The following is a 26,470-nucleotide window of genomic DNA, read 5'->3' on the forward strand; positions in this document are numbered from 1 at the left end:
GGCGCTTACCTCAGTTTCAACGTAGCAAGGCCGACCAACACCAGAATCACGGTGATGATCCAGAAACGGACGATCACACGCGGCTCGGGCCAGCCCTTGAGTTCAAAGTGGTGATGGATCGGTGCCATGCGAAAAACGCGGCGGCCGGTCAACTTAAACGATGCGACCTGAATGACGACTGACAGGGTCTCCATTACAAAGACCCCACCCATGATGAACAGCACGATTTCCTGGCGAACGATGACTGCGATGGTGCCCAGCGCCGCGCCCAGCGCCAGCGCGCCGACATCGCCCATGAAGACTTGCGCCGGATAGGTGTTGAACCAGAGAAAGCCCAGCCCCGCACCAATCAACGCGCCACAGAAGACAATCAGCTCGCCCGCCCCTGGCACATAGGGAATCAGCAGGTATTCGGCGAATTTCACGTTGCCCGACAGGTAGCAGAAGATCCCCAGCGCCCCGCCGACCATCACGGTTGGCATGATCGCCAGACCGTCCAGGCCATCCGTGAGGTTCACGGCATTGCTTGAGCCGACGATCACGAAGTAGGTCAGCACGACGAAACCAATCCCCAGCGGGATGCTGAAGTCCTTGAGCATCGGGATCAGCAGCGTGGTTTCCACCGGCGATTGCGCAGTCATATAAAGGAAGATGGCTGCACCCAGACCGAACACCGATTGCCAGAAATACTTCCAGCGGCTCGGCAGACCTCGCGAGTTCTTCTCGATCACTTTGCGGTAGTCGTCTACCCAGCCGATCGCGCCAAACAGCAGCGTGACGATCAGCACAACCCACACATAGCGGTTGCTCAGGTCAGCCCAGAGAAGTGTGGCGATACCGATCGCCGACAGAATCAGCGCGCCGCCCATGGTCGGCGTGCCCGACTTGGACAGGTGTGACTGAGGACCGTCGTTACGCACGGATTGGCCGATCTGTTTGCTCTGCAGGGCGCGGATCATCCACGGGCCCAGGCACAGGGACAGCGACAGTGCGGTGAGCACGCCAAGGATCCCGCGCAGGGTCAGGTACTGAAAGACCGCAAAGCCTTTGTAGAACTGTTGCAGATACTCGGCCAGCAGCAGCAGCATTAATGTTTCTCCAGGCGTGTTCCGCATAAGGCCGCTACGACGTTTTCCATCGCAGCGCTGCGTGAACCTTTAATCAAAATGGTGGTGTTTTTATCGTGCTCGGCGCCGAGGGCTTCGATCAGCTCGGCCTGAGTTTCAAAATGGCGGGCATCCTGCCCGAAAGCCTTGACCGCATGGGCCATCAACGGACCGACGGCATACAGCGCGTCGACCTTGCCGACCGCATAATCGCCAACGTCGCGATGGCCCTGCTCGGCCCAGGCGCCCAACTCGCCGATATCACCCAGCACCAGTACCTTGCGGCCCGGAAAACCAGTGAGGATATCGGTCGCGGCAGCCACCGATGTGGGGTTGGCGTTGTAGGTGTCGTCAATGACGCGCATGCCGTTTGGCGCAAGTTGCGCGACGGTACGGCCCTTGACCGGCTGCACGCTGTCGAGCCCGGCGACGATGCCTGGCAGTGACACGTCCAGGGCGTAAGCAGCAGCGGCGGCGGCCAATGCGTTGGCGACGTTGTGCGCGCCCAGCAGATTCAATTGAACAGGCGCCGATCCGCTTGGGCTGTTCAGCGTAAATGTCGGGCACCCGCGTGCGTCTATACCCAGGTCACTGGCATAGAAATCGGCGCGGCTGTTATTGCGCGCGAAACTCAGCACCTTGCGCGAACCGGCACGGGCTTTCCAGATTTCGAAAGCGGTGTCGTCCAGGTTCAACACGGCGACCCCGCGCGCATCCAGGCCTTCAATGATTTCGCCTTTGGCTTCAACGATCTTGTCCGGACCGCCGAACTCGCCCACGTGAGCCGTACCCGCGTTGGTCAACACCGAGACGTGAGGCTTGGTCAGGCTGACGGTGAATGCGATCTCGCCCACTCGCGAAGCGCCCAGCTCAATGACGGCCGCGTCAACTTCAGGTCCGAGCTCCAGCAACGTCAAAGGGACGCCCAGCTCATTATTGAGGTTGCCCCGCGTGGCCAGCACCGGACCACGGGTACGAAGAATGCTCGCGAGCATCTCCTTGACGGTGGTCTTGCCGCTGGAACCGGTGATTGCAGCGACCGGCTTGTCGAGAAAGGCGTTACGGTTCAGCGCACCGAGCTGGGCCAAGGCCTTGCGGGTGTCGCCGACGATCAACTGGGGCAACGAACTGCCGGGAATCTCGCGTTCGACGAGCGCGCCAACCGCGCCCTTTGCAGCGACCTGATCAAGGTAATCGTGGCCGTCAAAACGCGGCCCGGTCAGCGCTACGAACAATTGGCCGGGCGTGATCGCTCGGCTGTCGATGCTGACGCCGGAGAAACTGCAGTCATGACCGACCCGGCGCGCGTCGAGCGTCACGAGCAATTCGCTGAACGAAAGCGGCTTAAGCATGTGCGGCCTCCCAGGCGTCGAGCGCCTTGGTGGCTTCATGCAGATCGGAAAACGGCTGACGCTGCCCGTTGATCTCCTGGTAATCCTCATGGCCCTTGCCGGCCAGCACGATCACGTCGGCTGCCGACGCCTGAGCGATCACTTGGGCGATGGCCTGGCCGCGACCGGCGACAAAATGAACGGCGTCGGGCGATGAGAACCCTTTGCGGATGTCATCGAAAATACGCGTCGGGTCTTCGCTGCGCGGATTGTCGTCGGTCACCCACACGTTGTCCGCCAGACGCTCGACCACTTCAGCCATCAGCGGGCGCTTGCCGCTGTCGCGATCTCCGCCGCAACCGAACAGGCAAGTCAGCTGACCTTTAGCGTGCGGGCGCAAAGCGCCAAGGACTTTATCCAGTGCGTCGGGCGTGTGCGCATAATCGACCACCACCAACGGGCGCGAGCCGCCGCCCAGACGCTGCATCCGGCCCTCAGGACCTTCCAGCGTCGGCAGCACTTTAAGAATGTCATCCAGCGGGTAATCCAGGCCCATCAATGCGCCGACAGCGGCCAGCACATTGCTCAGGTTGAAGCGCCCGAGGAGGCTGCTGCGCAATGCATGACTGCCCTGTGGCGTCACCAATGTTGCGCGCACGCCATCGTCGTCGAAGCGAGCATCGCGGCAAAACAGGTAGGCGCCGCTGTCTTCCTGGCTGTAAGTAATCAGACGCGACGCGTGCGGCGAAGCAGCGAGCTGGCGACCGAAATCGTCATCCAGATTAACCACGCGGCAACGCAGATCGCTCCAGGCGAACAGCTTGGCCTTGGCTTCGGCGTAGGCCTCCATCGTGCCATGGTAATCCAGATGATCACGCGACAGATTGGTCATCACGGCCACGTCGAACGCCAGCGCGGTGACCCGCCCTTGGTCGAGCCCGTGGGACGACACTTCCATGGCAATGGCCTTGGCTCCGGCCCTTTTCAGGTCGTAAAGCGTCGACTGCACCGAGATCGGGTCAGGTGTGGTGTGGATGCCGCTTTTAAGGTCGCTATAAAAGCCGGTGCCCAGCGTGCCAATAATGCCGCAGTGCTGCCCCAGCTTATCCAGGGCCTGCGCGACTAACTGGGTTACGCTGGTTTTGCCGTTGGTGCCGGTTACGCCTATCAGGTTCAGGTTGCGGCTCGGATCGCCATAAAAACGTCCGGCGATGTCAGACAGCTGCGCCGCGAGCCCTTTGACCGGAATCATCGGAATGTCGGTAATCGGCAGCACCTTGGCGCCTTCGACTTCATAGGCAATTGCCGCCGCGCCATGGGCAATGGCGTCGGTGATGTGATCGCGACCGTCAACCCTCAGGCCCGGGATCGCCAGAAAGAGATCGCCGGGACGCACCTTGCGGCTGTCCAGGGTCAGTTCGCGAATCAACAGATCACGGTTGCACTGCGCGAATATCTTGCTCAGGTTCAGGGACATCAGCCGCGTCCTCCCTTGACTGGAGCGACGGCGGGGGCCGCGTTGGCTTGTTGCTCTGGCGGCACGGGCGCGAGGTTGTCCGGGCGCACGTTCATCAAACGCAGCGTGCCCGACATCACCTTGCTGAACACCGGTGCGGAAACCAGGCCACCGAAGTAGCCGCCCTTGCTCGGTTCATCGATTACTACAACCACGGCGTAACGCGGGTTGCTCATGGGCCCGAAACCGGCAAACAGCGAACGGTAGGAATTCTCGGCGTAGCCCTTGGTGCCTACGGAGGTCTTACGCGCCGTACCGGACTTGCCCGCCACGTGATAAGACGGCACACGGGCACGGTAAACGCCGCGCGGGTCTTCGATGACTTGCTGCAACATGCCTTGCAACGTCTTGGCTGTTGCTTCCGGAATGGCCTGCACCGAATCGGCGGGCGTGTCGGTCTTCAAAATGGTCAGCGGCACGATCTTGCCGTTGTTGGCCAGCGCCGCGTAGGCATGCACCAGCTGCAGTGCCGTCACTGACAGGCCGTAGCCATACGACAGCGTGGCAGTTTCAGCTTTGCGCCACTCGCGGTAGTTCGGCAGGTTGCCCACACGCTCGCCGGGGAAGCCGAGGCCGGTGTACTGGCCCAGCCCCACACGCTGCATGGCGCGGAAGATGGCTTCGCCGCCGACGTCGAACGCCACTTTACTCATGCCGACGTTACTGGAGTTGATCAGGATTCCGGTCAGGTCGAGGATCGGGCCTTCTGTCTTGGTCACGTCGCGAATCGTGTATTTGCCGATCTGCAAAGTGCCCGGGTAAACCTCGACTTTGTCACTCGGCTTCCAGCGGCCGCTGTCCAGTGCTGCGGTCATGGAAATCGGCTTCATGGTCGAACCCGGCTCGAACACGTCAATGATCGCACGGTTACGCATCGCGGCCGGCACCATGGTGCGGCGGTTGTTGGGGTTGTAGGTCGGCTGATTGACCATCGCCAGTACTTCGCCGGTCTTCACGTCCATGATCACCAGGCTGCCGGCCTTGGCGTCGTTTTCCTGAATGGCGTTGCGCAGCTCGCGGGTCGCGAGGTACTGCAGGCGCAGGTCAATAGACAAAGCCAAGGTCTTGCCGGCCTTGGCGTTTTTCTTCACTTGCAGGTCTTTGATCATCCTGCCGCGCCGGTCCTTGATGACCTGCCGTTTGCCGGGCACGCCAGCGAGCCAGTCTTCATAAGCCAGCTCTACGCCTTCGCGACCATGATCATCGAGGTCGGTGAAGCCGACCATGTGCGCGGTAACGTCACCGGCAGGATAAAAACGTCGAAACTCTTCCTTGCCGTAAACGCCTGGCACTTTCAGATCAAGTACGGACTGGCCCTGCTCCGGGGTCAAGCCACGGACCAGATAGATAAACTCTTTGCTTGCCTGTTCGTTGAGACGGTCTGTCAGCGCTTTCGGGTCTTGCCCAAGTGCCTGCGCCAACTGGGTCCATTTGGTTTTGTCAGCCTGCATCTCGGACGGGTTTGCCCAAATGGTGGTCACCGGGGTACTGACAGCCAGCGGCTCACCGTTGCGGTCAGTGATCAAACCACGGTGAGCAGGGATCGAGACGGTGCGCAGGCTGCGCGCATCGCCCTGCTCGATGAGAAAACGATGGTCAATAACCTGCAGATCGACAATGCGATAGCAGATCGCGATAACCATGACCGACAGCAAGCCGACCACGACGCGGAACCGCCACGGATACAGTGCGCCTTCAAGCTTCATCATGGCGACACCATCCGGATGTCCGCGGCGTTGGGGATGCGCATTTTCAGCTGATCGGTGGCCAAGGCTTCGATACGGCTATGGGCGGTCCAGGTGCTTTGCTCAAGAATCAGACGGCCCCACTCGGCCTGAGCCTTGTCGCGGACGCTGAGCTCACCATAAAGGGAGTTGAGCAACTGCCGGTTCCAGTGCGCGCTGTAGGCAACGCCAATCGCCGAGACCAGCACGGCGATAAACAGCATCAGCATGAAGAAGCTGCCGCCTGGCAACGGCTTGAAGAAACCCCGGCTCATTGAAGCTTCTCCGCAACGCGCATGACGGCGCTGCGCGAACGCGGATTGCCGCGAGTCTCTTCCTCAGAAGCAAACTGCGCCTTGCCGATCAGCTTGATGCGCGGTTCGAACGCCTGATGACGGATCGGCAGATTGCGCGGCAAGTTGTCGGCTTCACCCTTGACCAACTTGCGCATGAACAGCTTGACGATGCGGTCTTCCAGCGAATGAAAGCTGATGACCACCAGACGACCACCGACTTCGAGGACGTCCAGCGCGGCTTCCAGGCCGGCTTCCAGGTCGCCCAGTTCATTATTGACGTGAATGCGCAGCCCCTGGAACGCGCGGGTCGCCGGGTTCTTGCCCTTTTCCCACGCAGGGTTGGCGACCTTCAACACTTCGGCGAGATCGCCGGTGCGCTCGAAAGGCTGGGTTTCGCGACGGGCCACGACCGCGCCGGCCATGCGCCGGGCAAACCGCTCTTCGCCGTACTCCTTGAAGACACGGGCGATTTCTTCTGCGGAGGCGGCGTTAACGAATTCGGCAGCGCTCACCCCGCGAGACGGGTCCATGCGCATGTCCAGCGGGCCATCGTTCATGAAACTGAAGCCGCGCTCGGGGTCGTCGAGTTGAGGCGATGAGACGCCGAGGTCGAGCAAAATGCCGCTGACGTTTCCCGCCAACCCGCGCGCTTGAGCTTCTGCGCCGAGTTCAGCAAAGCTGCGCTGCACAATGACAAAGCGGCCGTCTTCGGCCGCCAGCGTTTGCCCAGTGGCAATCGCCTGGGGGTCTTTATCGAATCCGAGCAGCCGACCCTCCGTGCCCAGGTTCTGCAGGATAAGGCGGCTGTGTCCGCCACGTCCGAAGGTGCCATCCAGATAGCAGCCATCGGCGCGCACTGCGAGAGCCTCGACGGCTTCTTCGAGCAGTACGGTGATGTGGGTAAAGCCGCTATTCGTAGTCACAGGATCAAATCACGCAGTTCATCGGGCATCGCGCCCGGTTTTTGAATGGCCGCAAGGTCCGCATCAGCAAGTGCGTTCCAGGCGTCCTCATCCCACAGTTGAAACTTGTTGAGCTGGCCTACCAGCATCACTCGCTTGTCGAGCTTGGCGTATTCACGCAAACGTGGCGGCACCAGGAAACGCCCGCTGCCGTCCAGCTCCAGATCCACAGCATTGCCAATCAACAGGCGCTGCAGACGACGATTTTCTTCACGGAACGTGGCGAGCTCGCGCAGCTTGGCTTCGATCAGCTCCCATTCGGGCAGCGGATAGATGCACAAGCACGGGTCGACGGTATCGATGGTGACAATCAACTGGCCGGCGCTACGCGAATCCAACTCGTCGCGGTACCGGCTCGGCATAGCGAGACGGCCCTTTGCATCGAGATTGATTGCGTTTGCACCACGGAACACAGGCGCGATCTCCAAATATTATCTTTTTGGGCCAAAAAAACCCACTTCACGCCACTTTCCGCCACTCGCGCACACTATAGGAATGCGCCCACCACACCGTCAAGGCGACTTCACTAGGAAAACCCTTACAGGACGGATATTTAGGAGCACTTACGCAGGAGATATGGTGGATTTCGGAACGGTCCTACGGATATTTCCTAGGACAAACAGACAGATGGGTACACAAGTTAATGTGATTTGTGAGGTTTAAGATTTTTTTGGCATTACAAGGAGGGAAAAATCGTACAAACGAGGGGAAGAAAAGGAGGTGGAGAGTCGATCTGTAAGCCGGGTTCTGTCGAGGACAGTCATTCCTCTACGATGGCCATCACTGGACATCTTTAGCAACCTACCCGGTTCCAGCGCGGGCCACGCCTTGGAACCCTATTTGGTCTTGCTCCGAGTGGGGTTTACCTAGCCACGAACTGTTGCCAGACGTGCGGTGCGCTCTTACCGCACCTTTTCACCCTTACCGGCACCGAAGTGCTTAGGCGGTTATTTTCTGTGGCACTTTCCGTAGGCTCACGCCCCCCAGGCGTTACCTGGCACTCCGCCCTATGGAGCCCGGACTTTCCTCCCCCCTCCATTGCAGAACAATGAAAGGCAGCGACTGTCCAATCGACTCTCCGCCGCCAAGGTTAATGGGAGGGCAGCGCAAGAACAAGCATTAATCAGCCTCCAGGCCATTTACCGAGCCGATCGCGACATCTCGTCACATGCCTTTCTGTTTATCCAGGGCGACCTGATAGAGAAGGTTTTTGCGTACGCCGGTGATTTCCGCCGCCAGCGCTGCGGCGCGTTTAAGCGGCATTTCTTCGAGCAGCAAGTCGAGCACCCGCCGCGCCTCTGCGCCGATTACATCCTCGCCCTCGGGCTCGCTCCAGCCGGCCACCAGCACCACGCACTCGCCGCGCTGCTGATTACTGTCGCCTTCTACGAAAGCACGTAGCTCCGACAGCGGCAGCCCTTTGAGGGTTTCGAACGTTTTCGTCAATTCACGCCCAAGCACTGCGGGACGCTCCGGCCCGAAGATTTCTTCCATGTCCTGGAGGCATTCAAGGATGCGATGGGGCGCCTCGTAAAAAATCAGCGTGCGGGGTTCTTCCTTGACGAGCTCCAGACGCGCCTTGCGGCCCACCGACTTGGCCGGCAAAAAACCTTCAAAAATGAAACGGTCCGAGGGCAACCCGGCTGCAGACAGCGCCGCGATCAACGCGCAGGCGCCCGGGACAGGAATGACCTGTATACCCGCAGCACGTGCCTGCCGGACCAGGTGGTAACCGGGGTCGGAGATCAGCGGCGTCCCGGCATCGGAAATCAGCGCCACGTCATCACCGGCCAGCAGACGAGTGATAAACCGGCTGCCCTCCTCGCGCTCGTTATGTTCGTGACAAGCGGCAAGCGGCGTCGGGATGCCGAAGTGCTGCATCAGTCGTAACGAGTGGCGGGTATCTTCGGCGGCGATCAGGGAGACGTCGCGCAGCACCTTCAAGGCGCGCGCACTCATGTCGTCCAGGTTGCCAATCGGTGTGGCCACCACATAAAGCGCGCCTGTAGTGGAATTCGAAGCACCTGGAGCAGTCAAAGCGCACACCTCATGTTGTGTAAAAGCCCGCATTGTACAGGCTGCGGCCGACAAAACAGGAAGCCGCACGCCGTGAGCCGGAAATGCAATGCGAAGCCCAGCACCACGGCAGCGACTCCGCGACAGCTCGACTATCGTCATCTGACGCACCAGGGAGACGAGCAATATCGCCGCTTTTACGCCTTCAACGTCGCGCCCTGGCCAGTGCTTGGGTACACTTCCACGCTAATTTGCTCGAGTATCAGGAACATACACATGATCGCTTGCCTGCGGCTGTTCTCTGCCCTCTGCCTGGCTGCCCTTCTGGCTGCCTGTGCCGGTTCGCCCTCCTCCAGCCTTGGCGAACTGCCACGCACCCCCGATGCCAGCATCGAACAACTGCTCGAACAAGCTGCCGCGGCGAAATCGCCAGATCAGGCAGCGTTGCTGAAACTGACGGCGGCAGATCTTGCAGCCCGTCAGAACAACCCCAGCCGCGCCGCGAGCATTCTCGAACAAGTGCAGATGGACCTGCTCAAAACCGATAAACAAATCTACGCCAACGTCCTGTCTGCCGAGCTTGCACTGGGTCGCAGCCAGCCCAAAGCCGCGCTGACCGCCCTCAACCACCCAAGCCTCCAACATCTGGGCGAGATGCCGGTTGACCTGCAAACCCGCGCACACACCGTACGGGCCCGTGCCTTTGAAGCGGACGGCCAGACCCTCGCGGCAGCCAGTGAGCGCGTGTTCATGGGCCCGCTGCTGCAAGGCGACGCCCTGACCGCCAACAACGATGCTGTCTGGACCCTGGTGGCGGCGCTCCCGCCCGAGCAGCTGCAAAGCGCGGCAAACGATGACATGGGTGGCTGGCTGAGTCTGGCACGCGCGGTCAAAGGCGCTGGCACACTGGAACAACAGCAAGCAGCAATCGACAACTGGAAAGCGCAAAACCCGCAACACCCGGCAGCGCGTCAGTTACCGACTGCTCTTGCCCAGCTGCGTGAACTGAAAAGCCAGCCGCTGACCAAGATCGCCTTGCTGCTGCCGCAGGACGGGCCTCTCGCGTCGGTGTCGCGCGCACTGCGAGACGGCTTCATGGCCGCCAACTATCAGGCCCAGCAAGCAGGCGAAAAGCCGCCGGCCATTGAGGTGTTCGACAGTTCCCGCGTGACGTCGATGGATGCTTTCTACGAGCAAGCCAAAGCCGCTGGCGTGCAACTGGTGGTCGGCCCACTGGAGAAGCCCCTGGTCAAACAACTGAGTGCTCGCCCCCAGTTGCCGATCACTACCCTGGCACTGAATTACAGTGATTCCGGCGCCCAAGGGCCTGCGGAGCTGTTCCAGTTTGGTCTGGCAGCCGAAGACGAAGCCCGTGAAGTGGCACGTCGCGCCTGGGCCGATGGCAAGCGCAGTGCGGTTGCCATGGTGCCGAAGGGTGAATGGGGTGACCGTGTGCTGGAGGCGTTCCGTCAGAGCTGGCAAGCCAAAGGCGGCACCTTGCTGGGTGCTGAACGCATCGATCAACCCGTTGCACTGGCTCAGCAAGTGGCGGATCTGTTCCAGCTGCGCAACAGCGAAGGCCGCGCCCAACGCGTGCAGAGCGCAACAGGCACGCAAATGGCCGCTCAGCCTTCCCGCCGTCAGGACGTGGATTTCATGTTCCTCGCCGCCACGCCGCAGCAGGCCCAGCAGATCAAGCCGACCATGGTGTTCCAGTACGCAGGTGACGTGCCGGTCTATGCCACTTCGCACCTGTTCACCAACAGCGGCGATCCGGCGATGTACAACGACCTCAATGGCGTGCGCTTCTGCGAGACCCCATGGCTGCTCAACGCCAATGACCCGCTGCGCCAGCAAGTCACGGCTCAGTGGCCGCAAGCCGCCGGCAGCCTCGGGCGCCTGTACGCCATGGGCATCGACGCCTATCGCCTGGCACCACGCCTGACGCAACTGAAGACTCTGCCCGACAGCCGCATCGATGGCTTGTCCGGCAGCCTGGCAATTGGTCAGGGTCAGCGCATCGAGCGTCAACTGCCCTGGGCAGAGTTCGTGGACGGCAAGGTGCAACGCCTGCCGGACACCGCGCCTTGACCACAGGCAATACCCGTCAAACCGCAGGGCGCGAGGCAGAAGCCTGCGCCCTGCGCCATCTGCAAGCGCATGGATTACAACTGATTGCGCGCAACTGGTTATGCAAACGCGGCGAGCTTGATCTGGTCATGCTCGACGGCGATACAGTAGTATTCGTCGAAGTTCGGTATCGTCGTCACGCAGGTTGGGGTGGCGCACTGGAAAGCGTCGATTTTCGCAAGCAGGCAAAGCTCTCGCTGGCGGCTCAGTCCTTTCTTCAAAGCGAGTCATGCTGGGCGGATTCGCCGTGTCGCTTCGACGTCGTGGCGATCAATGGAGACCCGGGTACATCGCCTGCGCTGAACTGGCTGACCAACGCTTTCGACTGCTGAAACTGCGATACCCCGTGAGACGCGCTGCGCAACAGCCGCTTTCCCGGCTAAAGCCGATCCTGCCGAAAAAACGAACACACTGGCTCTTTTGCTCTTTGCTTTGCGGGCTGCACAGTTTTGTGCCGGGACGCCGATGATCCATCGGAGGCCGCCCGACCAGCCGCCCTTATTAAGGTTTTCATAGATGGACATGCAATCCCGAATTCGCCAGCTTTTTCAGGCCAGCATCGACACCAAGCAACAGGCAATGGACGTGGTCGCCCCTCACATCGAGCAAGCCAGCCAGGTCATGGTCAACGCCCTGCTCAACGAAGGCAAAATGCTCGCCTGCGGCAACGGCGGTTCGGCTGGCGATGCACAGCACTTTTCCTCGGAGCTGCTCAATCGGTTTGAACGCGAGCGGCCTAGCCTGCCTGCCATTGCGCTGACGACCGACACCTCCACCATCACCTCCATTGCCAACGACTACAGCTTCAACGAAATCTTCTCCAAACAGATTCGTGCGCTGGGCCAACCGGGCGATGTGCTGCTGGCGATCTCGACCAGTGGCAATTCGGCGAACATTATTCAGGCCATCCAGGCCGCACATGATCGTGAAATGATTGTCGTAGCCATGACCGGTCGCGACGGCGGCGACGTTGCATCGCTGCTATTGCCGGAGGACGTCGAAATCCGCGTTCCGGCAAAAGTCACCGCACGTATTCAGGAAGTCCATCTGCTGGCGATCCATTGCCTTTGCGACTTGATCGACAGCCAACTGTTCGGGAGTGAAGAATGATATCCAAACGTCTTAGCCTGCTGGCCCTGACGCTCTGCCTGGGCGTCAGCGGGTGCAGCTCGGTAATCAACGCCAGTCGCGAAGCCCCCATCGATGATGACCGCGGCACCCGTACCTTCGGCAGCAAGATCGATGACTCACTCATCGAAACCAAAGTCTCGGTGAACATCGCCAAGGCCAACCCCGATCTGGACAACGCATCCCACATCGTTGTGACCAGCTTCAATGGCATCGTGCTGCTGGCCGGCCAGACGCCGCGCGCCGACCTCAAGCAACTGGCCGAACAGACTGCCAGCCAAGTGCAGAAGGTCAAGAAGGTCAACAACGAGCTGCAGGTGACTGGCCCGTCCTCGATGCTGGCGCGCAGCAATGACGCCTGGCTGACGAGCAAGATCAAAACCGAGATGCTCACCGACAGCACCATCCCGGGTTCGCGCATCAAGGTTGTGACTGAAAACGGCATTGTTTATCTGCTGGGTCTGCTGACCCAGGCCGAAGCCACCCGCGCCACGAACCTGGTGCAAGGCGTCGGCGGCGTGCAGAAGATTGTGAAGCTGTTTGAGTACATCGACTGACGTGCTCCTGCCACTCGACAGGCACAAAAAAGGCGATCCTTCGGGATCGCCTTTTTCGTTGTTGCGCACGCGGATTACTTCACCACTTTCAGACTCGGCCGGCCAGTCGGGCGTGGCGGCTCATCGTCCGGTGGCGGCATGTCATCGTCGACTTCGAGGTCTTCGTCCTCGCCCACGACGGGTTCCAGATCGAAGACCATGCCCTGGCCGTTCTCGCGGGCATAGATGCCCATGATCGCCGCAATCGGCACAAACAGGCTGTGTGGAACGCCACCAAAGCGGCCTTCAAAACTCACCGCTTCGTTGTCCATGTGCAAATGGCGAACGGCGCTCGGTGAAATGTTCAAAACGATTTGCCCGTCATTGGCAAAACCTTGCGGGACTTGCACCGCCGGGTACTCGGCATTGACGAGAACGTGCGGCGTGCAATCGTTATCCACGATCCACTCATACAACGCGCGGATCAGATAAGGGCGACTGGAGTTCATCAAACGGCTCCTAAGGCCTTAGCGCATGTCACGTTCGACACCAGACAGACTTGCCTGAAATGCCTCACGCGCAAACTGGCGCTCCATATAATCAAGCAGCGGCTTGGCGGGCCGCGGCAATTCAATACCCAAAATCGGCAGGCGCCAGAGTATGGGCAATAGACAGCAGTCGACCAGACTTTGCTCGTCGCTCAGGAAAAAAGGCTTATCCGCGAACAACGGCGACACGCCGGTCAGGCTTTCGCGCAATTCCTTGCGCGCCTGAACGCGAGCAGCTTCTTTGCTGCGCGGGTCCAGAATCAGGTCCACCAGACCGCACCAGTCGCGCTGGATCCGGTGGATCAGCAAACGGCTATTGGCACGCGCCACCGGATAAACCGGCAGCAGCGGCGGATGGGGATAACGCTCATCCAGGTATTCCATCACCACCGTCGACTCGTACAACGCCAGGTCACGATCGACCAGGGTAGGCACGCTGCCGTACGGATTCACCTCGATCAACTTGGGCGGATGACGGCCCTCGACAACTTCGATGATCTCGGCGCTGACACCTTTCTCGGCGAGCACAATGCGCACGCGATGGGAATAGTGGTCGGCGGGGTCGGAGTAACAGGCCAACCGATTGGTCACGCCCATGGCGGTCCTCCTCGCTTGTAGATATTCAAAAAGCAGAAATACGGATGCGCCACGACGGCGCCTTCGGCGATGTCCGCGATGATCGGGTGTTCAACGCGGGCGACAAGATAGCTCATTTACTCAAGGTAGATCCTGCAATCTTCAGCCCGCCATCATACCTGCTCCGCGCCTGTTACTCGAAACGGTCTGGTCAGCACCGCCAGGACCAGCGATTCAGACAGCGCCTCAGTTCACGTCCTTCCAGTATTCGCGCTTGAGCAAGTAGGCAAGGATGAGCAGCACAGCGAGGTACATCAGCACATAAATACCGATGCGCTGAAGCTGCAGCGCGGCGGGGTCAGCCGAATAAGCGAGAAAGGAGACCAGATTTCTCAGCTTCTCGTTGAATTGCGCCTCGGTCAGAGAACCGGTGTTGGGTACTACGACGAGTTGATCGCACGTGTGAGCGTTCAGGCCCGGGACGGCAGGCGTCTCGCATGGTGTGTTGCCTTCCTCGACGGGTCCTGCCTGCGTGCAGTCAAGCCTCTGACGGCCCTGTAACCCTTCCAGCACGTTGGGCATGCCCGTGTTGGGGAAGACGGTGTTGTTGACGCCCCACGGCCGCGTGGGGTCCTCGTAGAACGAGCGGAGGTAGGCATACAGCCAGTCAGTGCCGCGCACTTGCGCGACGAGGGTCAGATCGGGCGGTGGTGTGCCGAACCAGGCTTTTGCATCCGCAGGCTGCATGCCGATGTCCATGTGATCGCCAATCCTGGCCCCGGTGAACACCAACTCCTTCATCATCACGGCGTGAGGGATGCCGAGGTCATCCGCGACCCGCTCGTAGCGCTGGAATTTTGCGCTGTGACATCCCATGCAGTAATTGATGAATGTGCGTGCACCGTCCTGCAGCGCTGCCTTGTCGGAAACGTCGACATCGACGCGCTCCAGTGCGGTGTCGTGGCCGGCGGCGAACGCCCACGCCGGCAGCAGGCTGATCAGCAGTATTGCCAGCAATGCCCTCATCGGCCTGTCACTCTGTCCGGCACCGGCTTGGTCCGCTCGATCCGTGTATAGAACGGCATCAGGATGAAACAGGCGAAATACAGAGCTGTGCAGAGCTGCGCCAGCACGGTACGAGCCGGAGTGGGCGGCACAATCCCCAGCACGCCCAATGTCAGGAACGACAGGCAGAACACCAGCAGCCCGACCCGACTCATCCAGCCCTTGTAGCGCATTGATTTGACCGGGCTGCGGTCGAGCCACGGCAGCACGAAGAGCATGGCGATAGCAGCGCCCATGGCCATGACGCCAAGCAGCTTGTCCGGGACGGCGCGCAAGATGGCGTAAAACGGTGTGAAGTACCAGACCGGCGCAATGTGCTCTGGTGTCTTGAGCGCATTGGCCTGCTCGAAGTTGGGCCTCTCCAGGAAATAACCACCCATCTGTGGATAGAAAAACACCACTGAACAGAAGATCACCAGAAACACCACGACGCCGAAAATATCCTTGACGGTGTAATAGGGATGAAAGGGAATGCCGTCCAGCGGCCGACCGTTCTCGTCCTTGCGCAGGTTGATATCAATGCCGTCGGGATTGTTGGAGCCCACTTCATGCAACGCCATTATGTGCAGCACGACGAGGCCCAGAATCATGATGGGCAGGGCGACCACGTGCAGTGCGAAAAAGCGGTTGAGCGTTATCCCCGAGACCAGATAATCCCCGCGTATCCATTGCGCCAGATCGTTGCCGATCACGGGAATGGCGCCGGACAGCGAAATGATTACCTGCGCCCCCCAGTAGGACATCTGCCCCCACGGCAGCAGATAGCCCGTGAACGCTTCGGCCATCAGAGCAAGGTAAATCAACATCCCAAACACCCAGACCAGTTCGCGAGGTTTCTGGTATGAGCCATAGAGCAGGCCGCGGAACATGTGCAGGTAGATGACGATGAAAAACGCCGACGCGCCGGTTGAATGCAGCAACCGCAGGATCGAGCCGTATCCGACGTCCCGCATGATGTATTCGATCGAAGCAAAAGCCCCTTCTGCCGTAGGTGTGTAGTTCATGGTCAGCCAGATACCGGTCAAGATCTGGTTGATCAGCACCACCAGCGCCAGCGAGCCGAAGATGTAGAAAAAGTTTAGGTTCCTGGGCACGTAGTATTGGCTGAGATGCTCCTCCCACAGCGAGGTCACCGGGAGGCGCGCGTTGATCCACTCCATGAGCTTGCTCATCACGCGTTCTCCTGGTCGATACCAATGACGATGACCGAATCGGACTCGTAGGAATGCGGTGGCACCGGCAGATTCAACGGCGCCGGCTGCGACTTGTAGACTCGCCCGGCCAAGTCGTAACGCGAGCCATGACACGGACAGAAATAGCCGCCGATCCAATCCTTGCCCAAGTCGACTGGCGCAACGTCGGGGCGAAAGGTGGGCGAGCATCCCAGGTGGGTGCAGATGCCCACCAGCAGCACGATCTCAGGCCGAATAGAACGCAGCGCCGGATCGACGTAGCCAGGTTGAGCGGAGTCATGAGACGCGGGGTCGGCGAGCTCGCCGATGAGTCCGCCGAGACGGGAGAGGATTTCGGGCGTGCGGCGCAGAATGAATACCGGCTGCCCGCGCCATTCAGCAATCATCTGCTGCCCGGGCTCAATCTTGCTCACGTTGATTTTGACCGGTGCGCCTGCGGCTCTTGCCTTGGCGCTCGGGAACCAGGAGCCGACGAAAGGCACCGAAGCGCCCACCACTCCCGCCGCGCCCACTACCGAAGTTGCCCTCACGAGGAAGCGACGCCGGCCTGTGTTGACGCTGTCATGATCCATTGCGTCCTCTCCGGTCGATGTCAAAGGTCTGTCTGGCAGGCGCTCGACGGTGGGTCATCTGGCAGAGGTCTGCCGAATGGTAATGATCGCTGCTTCAAGTCTCAAGGTCGATGCCTACTCATGCTCAAGATGCTTGCCGGCGTGGCCGGTGAAGGCCTCGAACCATTAATGGACGACCATAAAAAAACGCCCAGCCCCATGAAGGGACTGAGCGTTCTTTTTGAACGAAAGCGAATTAACGCTTCGAGTACTGCGGACGCTTACGCGCTTTACGCAGACCGACTTTCTTACGTTCAACTTCGCGAGCATCGCGAGTTACGAAACCTGCTTTGCGCAGAGCGCCGCGCAGGGTTTCGTCGTACTGCATCAGAGCGCGGGTGATACCGTGGCGGATTGCGCCAGCTTGACCACTCACACCACCGCCGATGACAGTGACGTAGATGTCGAATTTCTCGACAGTCTGAGTCAGTTCCAGCGGCTGACGAACTACCATGCGGGCAGTTTCGCGACCGAAGAACGTGTCCAGGGAACGGTTGTTGATGGAGATGTTACCGGTGCCCGGACGCAGGAAAACGCGAGCGGTTGCGGTCTTGCGACGGCCAGTGCCGTAATTTTGAGTCGCCGACATAATGAACTATTCCGTTAAAACTTCAGTTCTTGGGGCTGCTGAGCAGTATGAGGGTGAGCAGCGCCCGCATAGACTTTCAGCTTACGATACATGTCGCGACCCAGCGGGTTCTTAGGCAGCATGCCTTTGACCGCGGTCTCGATCACGCGCTCAGGAGCTTTGGCGATCAGCTTTTCAAAGTTGATCGACTTGATCCCGCCCGGGAAACCGGAGTGAGAGTAGTAGATCTTGTCGGTGGTCTTGGCACCGGTCACACGGATCTGCTCGGCATTGATGACGACAATGTAGTCGCCAGTATCAACGTGCGGAGTGTATTCCGGCTTGTGCTTGCCACGCAGACGGCTCGCGATTTCAGTGGCCAGACGACCCAGGGTCTGACCAGCAGCGTCGACGACGAACCAGTCGCGCTTTACTGTTTCCGGTTTAGCGGTAAAAGTTTTCATTCTTTATAGCCTCAAAGGCCGCCCTGAAAAATAGACGGCGGAGCATACTCATTAGTACGGTCTTTGACAAGTCAAAGGCCGCCGGGCACGAACGCTATAGGGGGCTCGGGTCAGCGCGTTCGATCGCAGCGGTTCTTTTGTTGCAGGGCATCACTCCCGCAACAAAGAGGTGCGGAATTATGCAGATTGCGAAAAAAATTTCAACCTGCTTTTATGGCTCTTTTAAACAGGAGAGCCAAATGGACTACCGCCAACTGGGCAGAACCGACCTCAATGTCAGCGCAATCTGCCTCGGCACCATGACCTGGGGCGAGCAGAACAGCCAGTCCGAGGCCTTCGCGCAGATCGAACGGGCCAAGGCCGCCGGCATCAATTTCATCGACACCGCCGAGATGTACCCGGTCCCGCCAAAGAAGGAAACCTACGCCAGTACCGAGACGATCATCGGTAACTGGTTCAAGCAGAGCGGTGACCGCGCCGACTGGATCCTCGCCAGCAAAATCGCGGGGCCCGGCAACGGCATCGATTACATTCGCGACGGTCAGCTGAAATTCAACCGCAGTCACATCGTCGCCGCTCTGGATGCGAGCCTCAAACGCCTGCAGACCGACTACCTCGACCTCTATCAGCTGCACTGGCCGGAGCGCAGCACCAATTTCTTCGGCAAGCTGGGTTACAGCCACACCGATGAGCCATTCACCCCATTGCTGGAAGTGCTTGAAGCGCTGGATGAGCAGGTCAAAGCCGGCAAGATTCGCCACGTGGGCCTGTCCAACGAAACCCCGTGGGGCACGATGAAGTTTCTGGCTGAATCAGACGCTCGCGGCCTGACACGCCCTGTGTCTATCCAGAATCCCTATAACCTGCTCAACCGAAGCTTTGAAGTGGGCCTGGCCGAAGTGGCGATCCGCGAACAGTGCGGCCTGCTGGCCTACTCGCCCATGGCATTCGGCATGTTGTCCGGCAAGTACGCCGACGGCGCCCGCCCCGCCAAGGGCAGGTTGAGCCTGTACAGCCGCTTCACCCGTTATTTCAATCCGCAATCGGAAGCGGCGTGTGCACGCTACGTTGCGCTGGCGCGTGAGCACGGTCTTGACCCTGCTCAAATGGCCTTGGCGTTCGTGACAGGACGCAGCTTCGTCACCAGCAACATCATCGGTGCGACGACGATGGAGCAGCTGGAAAGCAACCTGGCGAGCGCAGAACTGGTGTTGTCCGATGAGGTGCTGGCGGGCATCGAGGCAATCCACAAGGATCAACCCAATCCTGCACCTTGATGGGTAACCCCTTGTAGAAGCGCGTTTGCCCGTTACTTCCAGTCTGACAGTCAGAATGCTTCGACTGACTGCCCAGACTGTCGCGGGCAAGCGCGCTCTTGCAGATCTGCATTTGTCGGCACCGGCTTTGAGCAATCAGTTATTCCCTCCACCGCGCGCAGGCGCGTTACAGCGACACTGGACACATTCGGCAAAAAATAAGACGATCACGCCGTTGCTTGACCACTTTCCCATATAAGAACAACAGATCATGTCTATTCAACCCAACGCGCCCTTGCGGCGTGTCAGCATCCTTGCGATCGATGGAATTTTCGCCTCCACGCTCATGCAGGCCAAAGACTTCTTTCACCTGGCCAGCCTGCGCTATGGCAAGCAGCTGGGACAAGGTTTCAAGCCTGCGTTCGAGACCCGGCTGGTCAGCCCGGACGGCAAAGAGGTCCGCAGTTTCAGCGGCGTCGTGATTCCGGTAGACGGCGCGCTTGAACACAGCGACATCATTATCCTTCCCGCCTTCGTCGAAGATTTCGACACCCTGCGCGCGCGTTACCCGCAAATCCTGCCATGGCTCAGCGAGCAACATGCACGGGGCGCAGTGCTGTGTGGTGAAGCGAGTGGTGTGTTCTGGCTTGGGGATTCAGGGCTGCTGGATGGCAAAGAAGCAACGACGTACTGGCGGTTCTTCAACGAGTTCGCAGAGCGCTTCCCAAACGTGCTGCTCAATCAGGACAAGCATCTCACCGACGCCGACAATCTGTATTGCGCAGGCGGTTCGATTTCAGCCTGTGACCTTTATATCTATCTGATTGAGCGCTTTTGCGGCGCCCATGTCGCACAGACCGTCGCCCGCGACATTCTCTATGAAGTGCAGCGCAGTTACGCACCGGGCCGCATTGGCTTCGGCGGGCAGAAACTGCATCAGGACGTGATCATCCTGCAGATCCAGCACTGGCTCGAAGAACACTTCGCCGACAAATTCCGTTTCGAGGACGTGGCGCGGGAGCACGGCATGAGCATTCGCAACTTCATGCGCCGGTTTCAGACAGCGACAGGCGACAAGCCCCTGCACTACCTGCAACGGCTGCGCATCGAAACCGCGAAAGGCCTGCTGTCCGGATCGCGCAAGAGCATCAAGACCATCAGTTACGAAGTCGGCTACGACGATGCCAGCTTCTTCGCGCGGTTGTTCCGTCAGCACACTGACCTTTCGCCGAACCAGTATCGGCAGCAGTTTCAGCAGGCGGCCTAGAATCAGCTGCAAGCTGCAAGAATGGTAAGTGCCACTTCTTGCAGCTAGAAGCTTGCAGCTCGTAGCTGCGTTTAGGGCTTATGCGCCCGCGACAGGAACTCGTGGGACTGCATTTCAAGCAACCGGCTCAGCGTGCGCTGGAATTCGAAGTTCAGTCGGCCACCGGTGTACAGGTCTTTCAATTCGACTTCAGCCGAGATGATCAACTTGACGTTGCGGTCATAGAACTCGTCGACCATGTTAATGAACCGACGCGCGATGTCATCCGTCGTCACGCTCATCTGCTCGACGCCGCTGAGCAGCACCGCGTGGAAGATCTTGCCCAGCTCGATGTAGTCGTTCTGGCTGCGCGGACCGTCGCACAGCTCACGGAAGTCGAACCACGCCACATCGTCACAGGTACGGATGGCTTTGATCTGCCGGTTTTCGATGATCAGCACATCATTCTCGACAGCTTTGGTGCATTCAGGGGTCAGCGCGCGGAAGCTCTTGCGCATGCTGTCCTCGGCCGCCTCGTTCAACGGGAAATGGAACAGCTCGGCCTGCTCCAGATGACGCAGGCGGTAATCGACCCCGCTGTCGACGTTGACGATCTCGGTGTTCTGTTTGATCAATGCAATCGCCGGCAAAAACCGCGCGCGCTGCAGACCGTCCTTGTAAAGGCCGTCCGGCACGATGTTCGAGGTCGCGACGAGGGTCACGCCGTTCTTGAACAGCTCTTCCATCAACGTGCCAAGGATCATCGCATCGGTAATGTCTGAGACGAAGAATTCGTCGAAGCAGATCACCCGGGCTTCCTGGGCAAACTGTTTGGCGATGAGGGTGAGCGGGTTCTTCTCGCCCTTGAGGTTCTTCATCTCTTCGTGGACGCGCTTCATGAAGCGGTGAAAGTGCGTGCGCGTCTTGTCTTCGAAGGGCAGCGATTCAAAGAAGGTGTCGACCAGGTACGTTTTGCCACGGCCCACACCGCCCCAGAAATACAGCCCCTTCACCACCGAGACCTCTTTCTTGCCGAACAGCTTGCCGAACAGGCCCGGCTTGCTGTCGTGGGCGGCGACCAGATCGTCGTACAGACGCTGCAGATGGCGCACCGCATTCTCTTGCGCGGCGTCATGGAAAAAGTCCGGACGCTTGAGGTCAGCTTGGTATCGTTCTAGAGGGGTCATAGTCGCTTGCAAGGGAGCAAAAACGGGCCGTCACTGTAGCGATGGCCCATTGGAATGGCAATTAATCCTGTTGTGGCGCCAGCGCCAGTTTCAGGCTCTCGATCGCGGCATCGCGGGCGGCCGCATCCGCGAACGCCGGGCTGTCTGCAACGCAGGCGTCATCCAGCCACACAGCGAAAGCATCGCCCTGGGCCCGGATGTCCAGCTCACCACCCTGCTGCAGCTGTTTGGTCACTGCGCCCGCCGCTTTACCGTCCGCGAAGTTGCGCGACAGCAGCAACTGCTCGCCGTCAGCCGCCAGCAGGCGGAAGCGGAAACTGCCGTCGTCTTCGCGGAAGCTGACAAAGCGCGCGCCCTTGGTGGCCTTCTTCTTCGTGGCGGTCACAGCGTGCGCTGCGGTGCGGAATGAACGCAGGCCAACCGCTTCGCGCAACTCGCCTAAAAACGGAGTAGCGACGCGCCGGGCTTTCCGGGCGCCGGCCTGCAGAATGTCTTCCAGATCCGCCGGCCGTTCGATCAACTGATGGTAATGCTCGCGGGCTTCGCCCAATTCGGCATCCAGGAGCTGAAACAGGCGCTGCTTGGCATCGCCCCAGCCCAGCCCCTGCAACAGGTCAGCGTGAAATTCGTCGCTTTGTGCCTTTGTGGCAAAGGCCTGATACAGCGTGAACAGGTGCGAATTGTCTGGGTCCTTCGCTTCGCCAGGCAGGCGCGAGTCGGTGACGATTCGGGAGATCGCCTCCTTCATGTCCTTGGCGCTGGTAAACAACGGGACGGTGTTGTCGTAGCTTTTCGACATCTTGCGGCCATCCAGGCCCGGCAGGGTCGCGACGCTTTCCTCGATCAGCGCTTCAGGCATCACGAAGAATTCTTTGCCATTGCCGAACAGGTGGTTGAACCGCTGACCGATATCGCGCGCCATTTCGACGTGTTGTATCTGGTCACGGCCGACCGGCACCTGGTGAGCGTTGAACATCAGGATGTCAGCGGCCATCAGCACCGGGTAACTGAAAAGCCCCATGGTGATGCCGGCATCCGGGTCTTCGCCGGCTTCGACGTTCTTGTCCACCGACGCCTTGTAGGCGTGGGCGCGGTTGAGCAGGCCTTTGCCCGCCACGCAGGTCAGCAGCCAGGTGAGCTCCGGGATCTCCGGAATATCGGACTGGCGATAAAACGTGACACGCTCGACGTCCAGCCCTGCTGCCAGCCAGGTCGCGGCGATTTCCAGGCGCGAGCGCTGAATGCGCAGCGGGTCGTCGCATTTGATCAGGGCGTGGTAATCGGCCAGGAAGTAGAACGAATCGGCGTTGCTCTGGCGGCTGGCGACGATGGCCGGGCGAATGGCCCCGGCGTAATTGCCCAGGTGCGGCGTGCCGGTGGTGGTAATACCGGTCAGGATACGAGTGGTCATGGCTAGTCGCTTATTTTGGGTACGGCAATCAGTTCGAGAGGCGCGGCAGAATCAGATCCTTGAGATCGGTCAGCTTGCCGTGAAAAAAGTGCCCGCATTCTGCCACTTTCAGCAGCTCATGGGGGCGCGGGAGTTTGTCGGACCAGTCGTACACAAGTTGTGGGTCAACGACTTCGTCGGTCTCCGGCTGAATGAGGGTCAAAGTGCCCCTCTGTGGCACGGCTTCCAGCGTCGCAATGCGCATGACGGCGGGGGCCACCATAAACAGATGGCTCAGGGTTTCGCCTTGCGCTTCCAGACGACCGCCCAGCGTGGCGGCCACAAAACCGCCGAAGGAGAACCCGAACAAGGTCATGGGCAGTTCGGGATGTTTACTGCGCAGCCAGGCCGCAGCAGCCTGGGCGTCATCGACTTCACCCTCACCCATGTCCGAGCTGCCGGCGCTCGCGCCAACGCCGCGGTAGTTGAAACGCAGGGTGATGAAACCGGCATCACGTGCGGTACGCTGCAGCGTCGAGATCACTTTATTGAGCATCGTGCCGCCCTGAACCGGGTTAGGATGGCATATCAGCGCGATGCCCTTGGCCTCTTCAATATCGAGGTACAGGGCTTCGAGTTGGCCCGCCGGGCCGTCGATGAATACAGGGGTCTCACGCATGAGCAAGAATGAACTCCGTGACCTTCAATTGGGTCGACTCGTCTAGCTGATTGTCTGCGCCTGACAGGCTGGCGACGCGTCGCCGCTATACAGCGCAGGTTCGAGCCGTTAACGTAAAGCAAAGCCGTTTATAGAGGAAGGACTCGTGGATTACTCGCTCTTAGTTTGGTTGCTGCCGACCATCGCCCTGGTCGTTGGTGTGATCATCGGTTTCTTCGTGGCGCGCGCGCTGCCCAATGCCGTGCCTAATGGGACTCAGCGCCAGCTGGATGACGTTCAGGAGCGGTTCGACACTTATCAGCACGAAGTGATCACTCACTTCAACAGCACGGCGAATCTGGTGCAGAAGCTGTCGCAAAGCTACCACGATGTTCAGGAGCATCTCGCCGAAGGCGCCAACCGCCTGGCCACCGACGACATCACCCGTCAGCGTTTGCTGGCAGCATTGCACCCGGATGCCCTTCAGCCGCCTCGGGACCGGTTAACGCCGCCGCGCACCGCTGCCGAGCCGCCCAAGGACTACGCGCCAAAAGCGCCTGACTCACCGGGCATGCTGGACGAGCATTACGGCCTGAAGAAGTAAGCGCACACGGTTCGCCAAAGCCCGCCCCTGAGGTACTCAGCGGCGGGCTTTTTTTGGGCGTCGGAAATGCCTTACAGATTTTTCGGAGTCAGCCGGTTACGCGTTGTTCTGGGCAGCCCTAACATCCTCGTTATTCAGGAGGGGGCATGAGCATTATCAGGACCATCATGATGTGCGTCGTTGTCACAGGTTGCGTGTCGGTGAACTGCCTGGAGGATTGCTACATCACAGAGCAGACAAAATATCAGTCTCGATGGGAAGCGGTATGCGATACCCAGACGTTTGATCGGCGATGCGAGGGGCGCGCGCCCGTTCAGCCTGCCTGGTGATCCGGCAGGGTCAGCTTTCGCGAGCAAGCGTCTTGGCAAAGCCCACAACGCCGGCATGGAACCGGACCGTATAAAAAAACCCGCCATCACTGGCGGGTTTTTTGTGCAGCGAACGGCGTTTAAATCACGCTACGGGCTCGCAACAGATCCAGCACCTGCTTGACGCTTTCTTCAACGTTCAAAGACTGCGTGTCGATGACCAGGTCTGCGTCCAGGGGTACGTCGTACGGGAAGGACTCACCCGGGATGTTGTCCTTGTCGGCGGCGTAGAGCCCTTGCGGATCACGCTCGCGGCAGACCTGTGGCGAAGCCTGAACGTAAACAGTGATCAGGCGATCATCACCGATAAGGGCCTTGGCATTCTGCCGACCACCCGCATCCGGAGCGACAAAGGCCGCAAGGGTCAGCAGGCCCGCTTCGTTGAACTGACGCGCAACGTGAGCGGCACGACGCCAGTTCTCGGTGCGGCCGGCGCGATCCTGTGGCAAGCCTTTGTTCAGGTCATGACGCAGGTTCTGACCGTCAAGGACGAACACCGCGCGGCCCATGTCGAACAGCTTGCGCTCCACGGCATACGCCAGAGTACTTTTGCCGGCGCCCGACAGACCGCTAAACAGCACGGTCGCAGGCTTCTGGCCGAAGCGCTGGGCCCGCTCTTCGACAGACACATGGGCCAGCGCGCCGTGGTGGCTCCCACCGCCTGCCGTCACTGGCTTGGCGATGATCATGCCGGCCGCGACGGTACCGTTGGTCAACCGGTCGATAACGATGAACGCGCCCGTGGTGCGGTTGCTGTCGTAACCATCAAGGGCAATCGGTGCGTCCAGCGCAATCTTCACGCGGCCGATTTCGTTGAGCTGCAGGGAGCTGGCAGGGCCCTCCTCCAGCGTGTTGACGTCGACGCGATGACTGATGCTGGCGATGGAGCCCGGCACGTAGGACGTTGCGCGTTTGATGTCGTATTTCTTGCCCGGCAGCATGGGCTCTTCGGCCATCCACACAAGCATGGCGTCAAAGGCGTCGGCCACTTGCGGCACGTTGTCGGCATGCACCAGCAGGTCGCCACGGGAAATGTCGATTTCGTCTTCCATGGTCAGGGTAACCGCCTGACCCGGCCCTGCCTGCTCCAGTTCACCCTCGAACGTGACGATGGATTTCACGCGGCTGCTCTTGCCCGACGGCAGCACAACGACTTCATCGCCCTTGTGCACGATGCCGCTCGCCAGGGTACCGGCGAAGCCACGGAAATTCAGGTTCGGCCGGTTAACGTATTGCACCGGGAAACGCAGGTCAGAGAAGTTGCGGTCGTTGGCGATTTCGACGGTCTCAAGAATCTCCATCAACGACTGGCCGGTGTACCAGGGCGAACGCTCGCTCTTGTTGACCACGTTGTCGCCTTTCAGGGCTGACATCGGCACGAACGCCATGGTCGTCGGTTTCAACGCGATGCGATCGGCAAAGGTCAGATAATCGGCCTTGATTTGCTCGAAGACGTTCTCGTCGAAGCCATTGAGGTCCATCTTGTTGATGGCCACCACAATGTGCTTGATGCCCAGCAGCGAAGCGATGTAGCTGTGGCGCTTGGTCTGGGTCTGCACGCCATAGCGGGCGTCGACCAGGATGATCGCCAGATCACAGGTGGACGCACCGGTGGCCATGTTGCGGGTGTACTGCTCATGGCCGGGGGTGTCAGCGATGATGAATTTGCGTTTCGAAGTAGAAAAATAGCGGTAAGCGACATCGATGGTGATGCCCTGCTCCCGCTCGGCCTGCAAGCCATCGACCAGAAGCGCGAGATCGACGTCATCGCCGGTGGTACCGGATTTCTTCGAATCACGGGTGATGGCTTCAAGATGATCCTCGTAGATCATTTTGGAGTCGTGCAGCAGACGCCCGATCAACGTGCTCTTGCCGTCGTCGACGTTGCCACAGGTCAGGAAACGCAGCATTTCCTTGCGTTCGTGCTGGCCCAGATAGGCGAGGATGTCCTCGCTGATCAATTCAGATTGATGCGACATGTTCAGACACCC

At 59.8% G+C, this 26,470-nt stretch carries 27 protein-coding genes and 1 other RNA gene; 7 read left to right on the forward strand and 21 right to left on the reverse strand.

Annotated features, from left to right (window positions below; genetic code table 11):
* Positions 1-5 precede the first annotated feature (5 nt).
* From mraY to rsmI, 9 genes are all read right to left on the reverse strand, one after another.
* Entirely contained in the window at positions 6-1,088 is a 1,083-nt protein-coding gene (gene mraY, locus LT42_RS15440; RefSeq protein WP_037014691.1) for a phospho-N-acetylmuramoyl-pentapeptide-transferase, read from the reverse strand.
* Positions 1,088-2,458, reverse strand: a complete 1,371-nt coding sequence (locus tag LT42_RS15445; protein ID WP_037014693.1) for a UDP-N-acetylmuramoyl-tripeptide--D-alanyl-D-alanine ligase — start codon at positions 2,456-2,458, stop codon at positions 1,088-1,090. The genes mraY and LT42_RS15445 overlap by 1 nt, the downstream gene beginning before the upstream one ends.
* Positions 2,451-3,914 (reverse strand): UDP-N-acetylmuramoyl-L-alanyl-D-glutamate--2,6-diaminopimelate ligase, encoded by a 1,464-nt coding sequence (locus LT42_RS15450; RefSeq protein ID WP_037014696.1) that lies wholly within the window; start codon positions 3,912-3,914, stop codon positions 2,451-2,453. The genes LT42_RS15445 and LT42_RS15450 overlap by 8 nt, the downstream gene beginning before the upstream one ends.
* Complete coding sequence (locus LT42_RS15455; protein WP_194733905.1) at positions 3,914-5,659, reverse strand: peptidoglycan D,D-transpeptidase FtsI family protein; 1,746 nt, start codon at positions 5,657-5,659, stop codon at positions 3,914-3,916. The genes LT42_RS15450 and LT42_RS15455 overlap by 1 nt, the downstream gene beginning before the upstream one ends.
* Positions 5,659-5,952 (reverse strand): cell division protein FtsL, encoded by a 294-nt coding sequence (ftsL, locus tag LT42_RS15460; protein WP_037014701.1) that lies wholly within the window; start codon positions 5,950-5,952, stop codon positions 5,659-5,661. Before ftsL ends, LT42_RS15455 begins: the two co-directional genes overlap by 1 nt.
* Complete coding sequence (gene rsmH, locus LT42_RS15465; RefSeq protein ID WP_037014704.1) at positions 5,949-6,896, reverse strand: 16S rRNA (cytosine(1402)-N(4))-methyltransferase RsmH; 948 nt, start codon at positions 6,894-6,896, stop codon at positions 5,949-5,951. The genes ftsL and rsmH overlap by 4 nt, the downstream gene beginning before the upstream one ends.
* Positions 6,893-7,348 (reverse strand): division/cell wall cluster transcriptional repressor MraZ, encoded by a 456-nt coding sequence (mraZ, locus tag LT42_RS15470; protein ID WP_037017349.1) that lies wholly within the window; start codon positions 7,346-7,348, stop codon positions 6,893-6,895. The genes rsmH and mraZ overlap by 4 nt, the downstream gene beginning before the upstream one ends.
* A gap of 307 nt (positions 7,349-7,655) precedes the next feature.
* An RNA gene (gene rnpB, locus LT42_RS24930) (RNase P RNA component class A) lies at positions 7,656-8,013 on the reverse strand.
* Between the two features lie 86 nt (positions 8,014-8,099).
* A complete protein-coding gene (rsmI, locus tag LT42_RS15475) occupies positions 8,100-9,005 on the reverse strand; it encodes a 16S rRNA (cytidine(1402)-2'-O)-methyltransferase (RefSeq protein ID WP_081955399.1) in 906 nt (301 codons plus the stop codon).
* A gap of 222 nt (positions 9,006-9,227) precedes the next feature.
* Between rsmI and LT42_RS15480 the strand changes: the two genes are divergently transcribed.
* From LT42_RS15480 to LT42_RS15495, 4 genes are all read left to right on the forward strand, one after another.
* Entirely contained in the window at positions 9,228-11,042 is a 1,815-nt protein-coding gene (locus tag LT42_RS15480) for a penicillin-binding protein activator (protein ID WP_037014709.1), read from the forward strand.
* Positions 11,039-11,413 carry a YraN family protein gene (locus LT42_RS15485; protein WP_037014711.1) on the forward strand — a complete coding sequence of 125 codons (375 nt, stop codon included), beginning with the start codon at positions 11,039-11,041 and terminating at the stop codon, positions 11,411-11,413. The genes LT42_RS15480 and LT42_RS15485 overlap by 4 nt, the downstream gene beginning before the upstream one ends.
* Positions 11,414-11,597: 184 nt before the next feature.
* Positions 11,598-12,191, forward strand: a complete 594-nt coding sequence (locus tag LT42_RS15490) for a phosphoheptose isomerase (RefSeq protein ID WP_037014714.1) — start codon at positions 11,598-11,600, stop codon at positions 12,189-12,191.
* Complete coding sequence (locus LT42_RS15495; RefSeq protein ID WP_037014715.1) at positions 12,188-12,766, forward strand: BON domain-containing protein; 579 nt, start codon at positions 12,188-12,190, stop codon at positions 12,764-12,766. The genes LT42_RS15490 and LT42_RS15495 overlap by 4 nt, the downstream gene beginning before the upstream one ends.
* Positions 12,767-12,840: 74 nt before the next feature.
* Here LT42_RS15495 and LT42_RS15500 read toward each other — a convergent pair whose 3' ends face one another.
* The 8 genes from LT42_RS15500 to rplM all read right to left on the reverse strand — a co-directional run bounded on the left by LT42_RS15500 (position 12,841) and on the right by rplM (position 17,770).
* Positions 12,841-13,254 (reverse strand): ClpXP protease specificity-enhancing factor, encoded by a 414-nt coding sequence (locus LT42_RS15500; protein WP_037014719.1) that lies wholly within the window; start codon positions 13,252-13,254, stop codon positions 12,841-12,843.
* An 18-nt stretch (positions 13,255-13,272) separates the two neighbouring features.
* On the reverse strand, positions 13,273-13,890 hold the full coding sequence (locus tag LT42_RS15505) for a glutathione S-transferase N-terminal domain-containing protein (protein ID WP_037014722.1): 618 nt from the start codon (positions 13,888-13,890) through the stop codon (positions 13,273-13,275).
* A complete protein-coding gene (locus LT42_RS26265) occupies positions 13,881-14,006 on the reverse strand; it encodes a hypothetical protein (protein ID WP_274603638.1) in 126 nt (41 codons plus the stop codon). Before LT42_RS26265 ends, LT42_RS15505 begins: the two co-directional genes overlap by 10 nt.
* Before the next feature lie 109 nt (positions 14,007-14,115).
* Positions 14,116-14,895 carry a cytochrome c1 gene (locus tag LT42_RS15510; protein ID WP_037014724.1) on the reverse strand — a complete coding sequence of 260 codons (780 nt, stop codon included), beginning with the start codon at positions 14,893-14,895 and terminating at the stop codon, positions 14,116-14,118.
* Complete coding sequence (locus LT42_RS15515) at positions 14,892-16,106, reverse strand: cytochrome b (RefSeq protein WP_037014725.1); 1,215 nt, start codon at positions 16,104-16,106, stop codon at positions 14,892-14,894. Before LT42_RS15515 ends, LT42_RS15510 begins: the two co-directional genes overlap by 4 nt.
* Positions 16,106-16,699, reverse strand: coding sequence for a ubiquinol-cytochrome c reductase iron-sulfur subunit (gene petA, locus LT42_RS15520; protein ID WP_037014728.1), 594 nt, complete (start codon positions 16,697-16,699; stop codon positions 16,106-16,108). The genes LT42_RS15515 and petA overlap by 1 nt, the downstream gene beginning before the upstream one ends.
* 235 nt (positions 16,700-16,934) lie before the next feature.
* Positions 16,935-17,327 (reverse strand): 30S ribosomal protein S9, encoded by a 393-nt coding sequence (gene rpsI, locus LT42_RS15525; protein WP_037014730.1) that lies wholly within the window; start codon positions 17,325-17,327, stop codon positions 16,935-16,937.
* Between the two features lie 14 nt (positions 17,328-17,341).
* Positions 17,342-17,770 (reverse strand): 50S ribosomal protein L13, encoded by a 429-nt coding sequence (rplM, locus tag LT42_RS15530; protein ID WP_019693576.1) that lies wholly within the window; start codon positions 17,768-17,770, stop codon positions 17,342-17,344.
* Between the two features lie 239 nt (positions 17,771-18,009).
* Here rplM and LT42_RS15535 point away from each other — a divergent pair, with 239 nt between their 5' ends.
* Together LT42_RS15535 and LT42_RS15540 are read left to right on the forward strand one after the other, a co-directional pair.
* Positions 18,010-19,047, forward strand: coding sequence for an NADP(H)-dependent aldo-keto reductase (locus LT42_RS15535; protein WP_037014733.1), 1,038 nt, complete (start codon positions 18,010-18,012; stop codon positions 19,045-19,047).
* A gap of 349 nt (positions 19,048-19,396) precedes the next feature.
* Positions 19,397-20,293 carry a GlxA family transcriptional regulator gene (locus tag LT42_RS15540; protein ID WP_191943103.1) on the forward strand — a complete coding sequence of 299 codons (897 nt, stop codon included), beginning with the start codon at positions 19,397-19,399 and terminating at the stop codon, positions 20,291-20,293.
* Between the two features lie 71 nt (positions 20,294-20,364).
* Here LT42_RS15540 and zapE read toward each other — a convergent pair whose 3' ends face one another.
* The 3 genes from zapE to LT42_RS15555 all read right to left on the reverse strand — a co-directional run bounded on the left by zapE (position 20,365) and on the right by LT42_RS15555 (position 23,528).
* Positions 20,365-21,459 carry a cell division protein ZapE gene (zapE, locus tag LT42_RS15545; RefSeq protein ID WP_037014738.1) on the reverse strand — a complete coding sequence of 365 codons (1,095 nt, stop codon included), beginning with the start codon at positions 21,457-21,459 and terminating at the stop codon, positions 20,365-20,367.
* 61 nt (positions 21,460-21,520) lie between these two features.
* Positions 21,521-22,870 (reverse strand): tryptophan--tRNA ligase, encoded by a 1,350-nt coding sequence (locus LT42_RS15550; protein ID WP_037014740.1) that lies wholly within the window; start codon positions 22,868-22,870, stop codon positions 21,521-21,523.
* Positions 22,871-22,898: 28 nt separating this feature from the next.
* Entirely contained in the window at positions 22,899-23,528 is a 630-nt protein-coding gene (locus LT42_RS15555; protein WP_037014742.1) for an alpha/beta hydrolase, read from the reverse strand.
* A gap of 145 nt (positions 23,529-23,673) precedes the next feature.
* Here LT42_RS15555 and LT42_RS15560 point away from each other — a divergent pair, with 145 nt between their 5' ends.
* Positions 23,674-24,111, forward strand: coding sequence for a Z-ring associated ZapG family protein (locus LT42_RS15560; protein WP_037014744.1), 438 nt, complete (start codon positions 23,674-23,676; stop codon positions 24,109-24,111).
* Between the two features lie 448 nt (positions 24,112-24,559).
* Here LT42_RS15560 and cysN read toward each other — a convergent pair whose 3' ends face one another.
* A complete protein-coding gene (gene cysN / locus LT42_RS15570) occupies positions 24,560-26,458 on the reverse strand; it encodes a sulfate adenylyltransferase subunit CysN (RefSeq protein ID WP_037014749.1) in 1,899 nt (632 codons plus the stop codon).
* Positions 26,459-26,470 lie beyond the last annotated feature (12 nt).

It is taken from the genome of Pseudomonas lutea, assembly GCF_000759445.1.
Lineage (GTDB): Bacteria > Pseudomonadota > Gammaproteobacteria > Pseudomonadales > Pseudomonadaceae > Aquipseudomonas > Aquipseudomonas lutea.

Coding starts and splice junctions, on each gene's coding strand:
- LT42_RS15480 (WP_037014709.1), top strand. CDS start 9,228: ATGATCGCTTGCCTGCGGCTGTTCTCTGCCCTCTGCCTGGCTGCCCTT.
- LT42_RS15535 (WP_037014733.1), top strand. CDS start 18,010: ATGGACTACCGCCAACTGGGCAGAACCGACCTCAATGTCAGCGCAATC.
- LT42_RS15500 (WP_037014719.1), bottom strand. CDS start 13,254: ATGAACTCCAGTCGCCCTTATCTGATCCGCGCGTTGTATGAGTGGATC.
- LT42_RS15495 (WP_037014715.1), top strand. CDS start 12,188: ATGATATCCAAACGTCTTAGCCTGCTGGCCCTGACGCTCTGCCTGGGC.
- rsmI (WP_081955399.1), bottom strand. CDS start 9,005: ATGCGGGCTTTTACACAACATGAGGTGTGCGCTTTGACTGCTCCAGGT.
- LT42_RS26265 (WP_274603638.1), bottom strand. CDS start 14,006: ATGAGCTATCTTGTCGCCCGCGTTGAACACCCGATCATCGCGGACATC.
- LT42_RS15450 (WP_037014696.1), bottom strand. CDS start 3,914: ATGTCCCTGAACCTGAGCAAGATATTCGCGCAGTGCAACCGTGATCTG.
- rplM (WP_019693576.1), bottom strand. CDS start 17,770: ATGAAAACTTTTACCGCTAAACCGGAAACAGTAAAGCGCGACTGGTTC.
- LT42_RS15445 (WP_037014693.1), bottom strand. CDS start 2,458: ATGCTTAAGCCGCTTTCGTTCAGCGAATTGCTCGTGACGCTCGACGCG.
- LT42_RS15515 (WP_037014725.1), bottom strand. CDS start 16,106: ATGAGCAAGCTCATGGAGTGGATCAACGCGCGCCTCCCGGTGACCTCG.
- rpsI (WP_037014730.1), bottom strand. CDS start 17,327: ATGTCGGCGACTCAAAATTACGGCACTGGCCGTCGCAAGACCGCAACC.
- LT42_RS15555 (WP_037014742.1), bottom strand. CDS start 23,528: ATGCGTGAGACCCCTGTATTCATCGACGGCCCGGCGGGCCAACTCGAA.
- cysN (WP_037014749.1), bottom strand. CDS start 26,458: ATGTCGCATCAATCTGAATTGATCAGCGAGGACATCCTCGCCTATCTG.
- LT42_RS15510 (WP_037014724.1), bottom strand. CDS start 14,895: ATGAGGGCATTGCTGGCAATACTGCTGATCAGCCTGCTGCCGGCGTGG.
- LT42_RS15455 (WP_194733905.1), bottom strand. CDS start 5,659: ATGAAGCTTGAAGGCGCACTGTATCCGTGGCGGTTCCGCGTCGTGGTC.
- LT42_RS15550 (WP_037014740.1), bottom strand. CDS start 22,870: ATGACCACTCGTATCCTGACCGGTATTACCACCACCGGCACGCCGCAC.
- zapE (WP_037014738.1), bottom strand. CDS start 21,459: ATGACCCCTCTAGAACGATACCAAGCTGACCTCAAGCGTCCGGACTTT.
- mraY (WP_037014691.1), bottom strand. CDS start 1,088: ATGCTGCTGCTGCTGGCCGAGTATCTGCAACAGTTCTACAAAGGCTTT.
- LT42_RS15505 (WP_037014722.1), bottom strand. CDS start 13,890: ATGGGCGTGACCAATCGGTTGGCCTGTTACTCCGACCCCGCCGACCAC.
- petA (WP_037014728.1), bottom strand. CDS start 16,699: ATGGATCATGACAGCGTCAACACAGGCCGGCGTCGCTTCCTCGTGAGG.
- LT42_RS15490 (WP_037014714.1), top strand. CDS start 11,598: ATGGACATGCAATCCCGAATTCGCCAGCTTTTTCAGGCCAGCATCGAC.
- ftsL (WP_037014701.1), bottom strand. CDS start 5,952: ATGAGCCGGGGTTTCTTCAAGCCGTTGCCAGGCGGCAGCTTCTTCATG.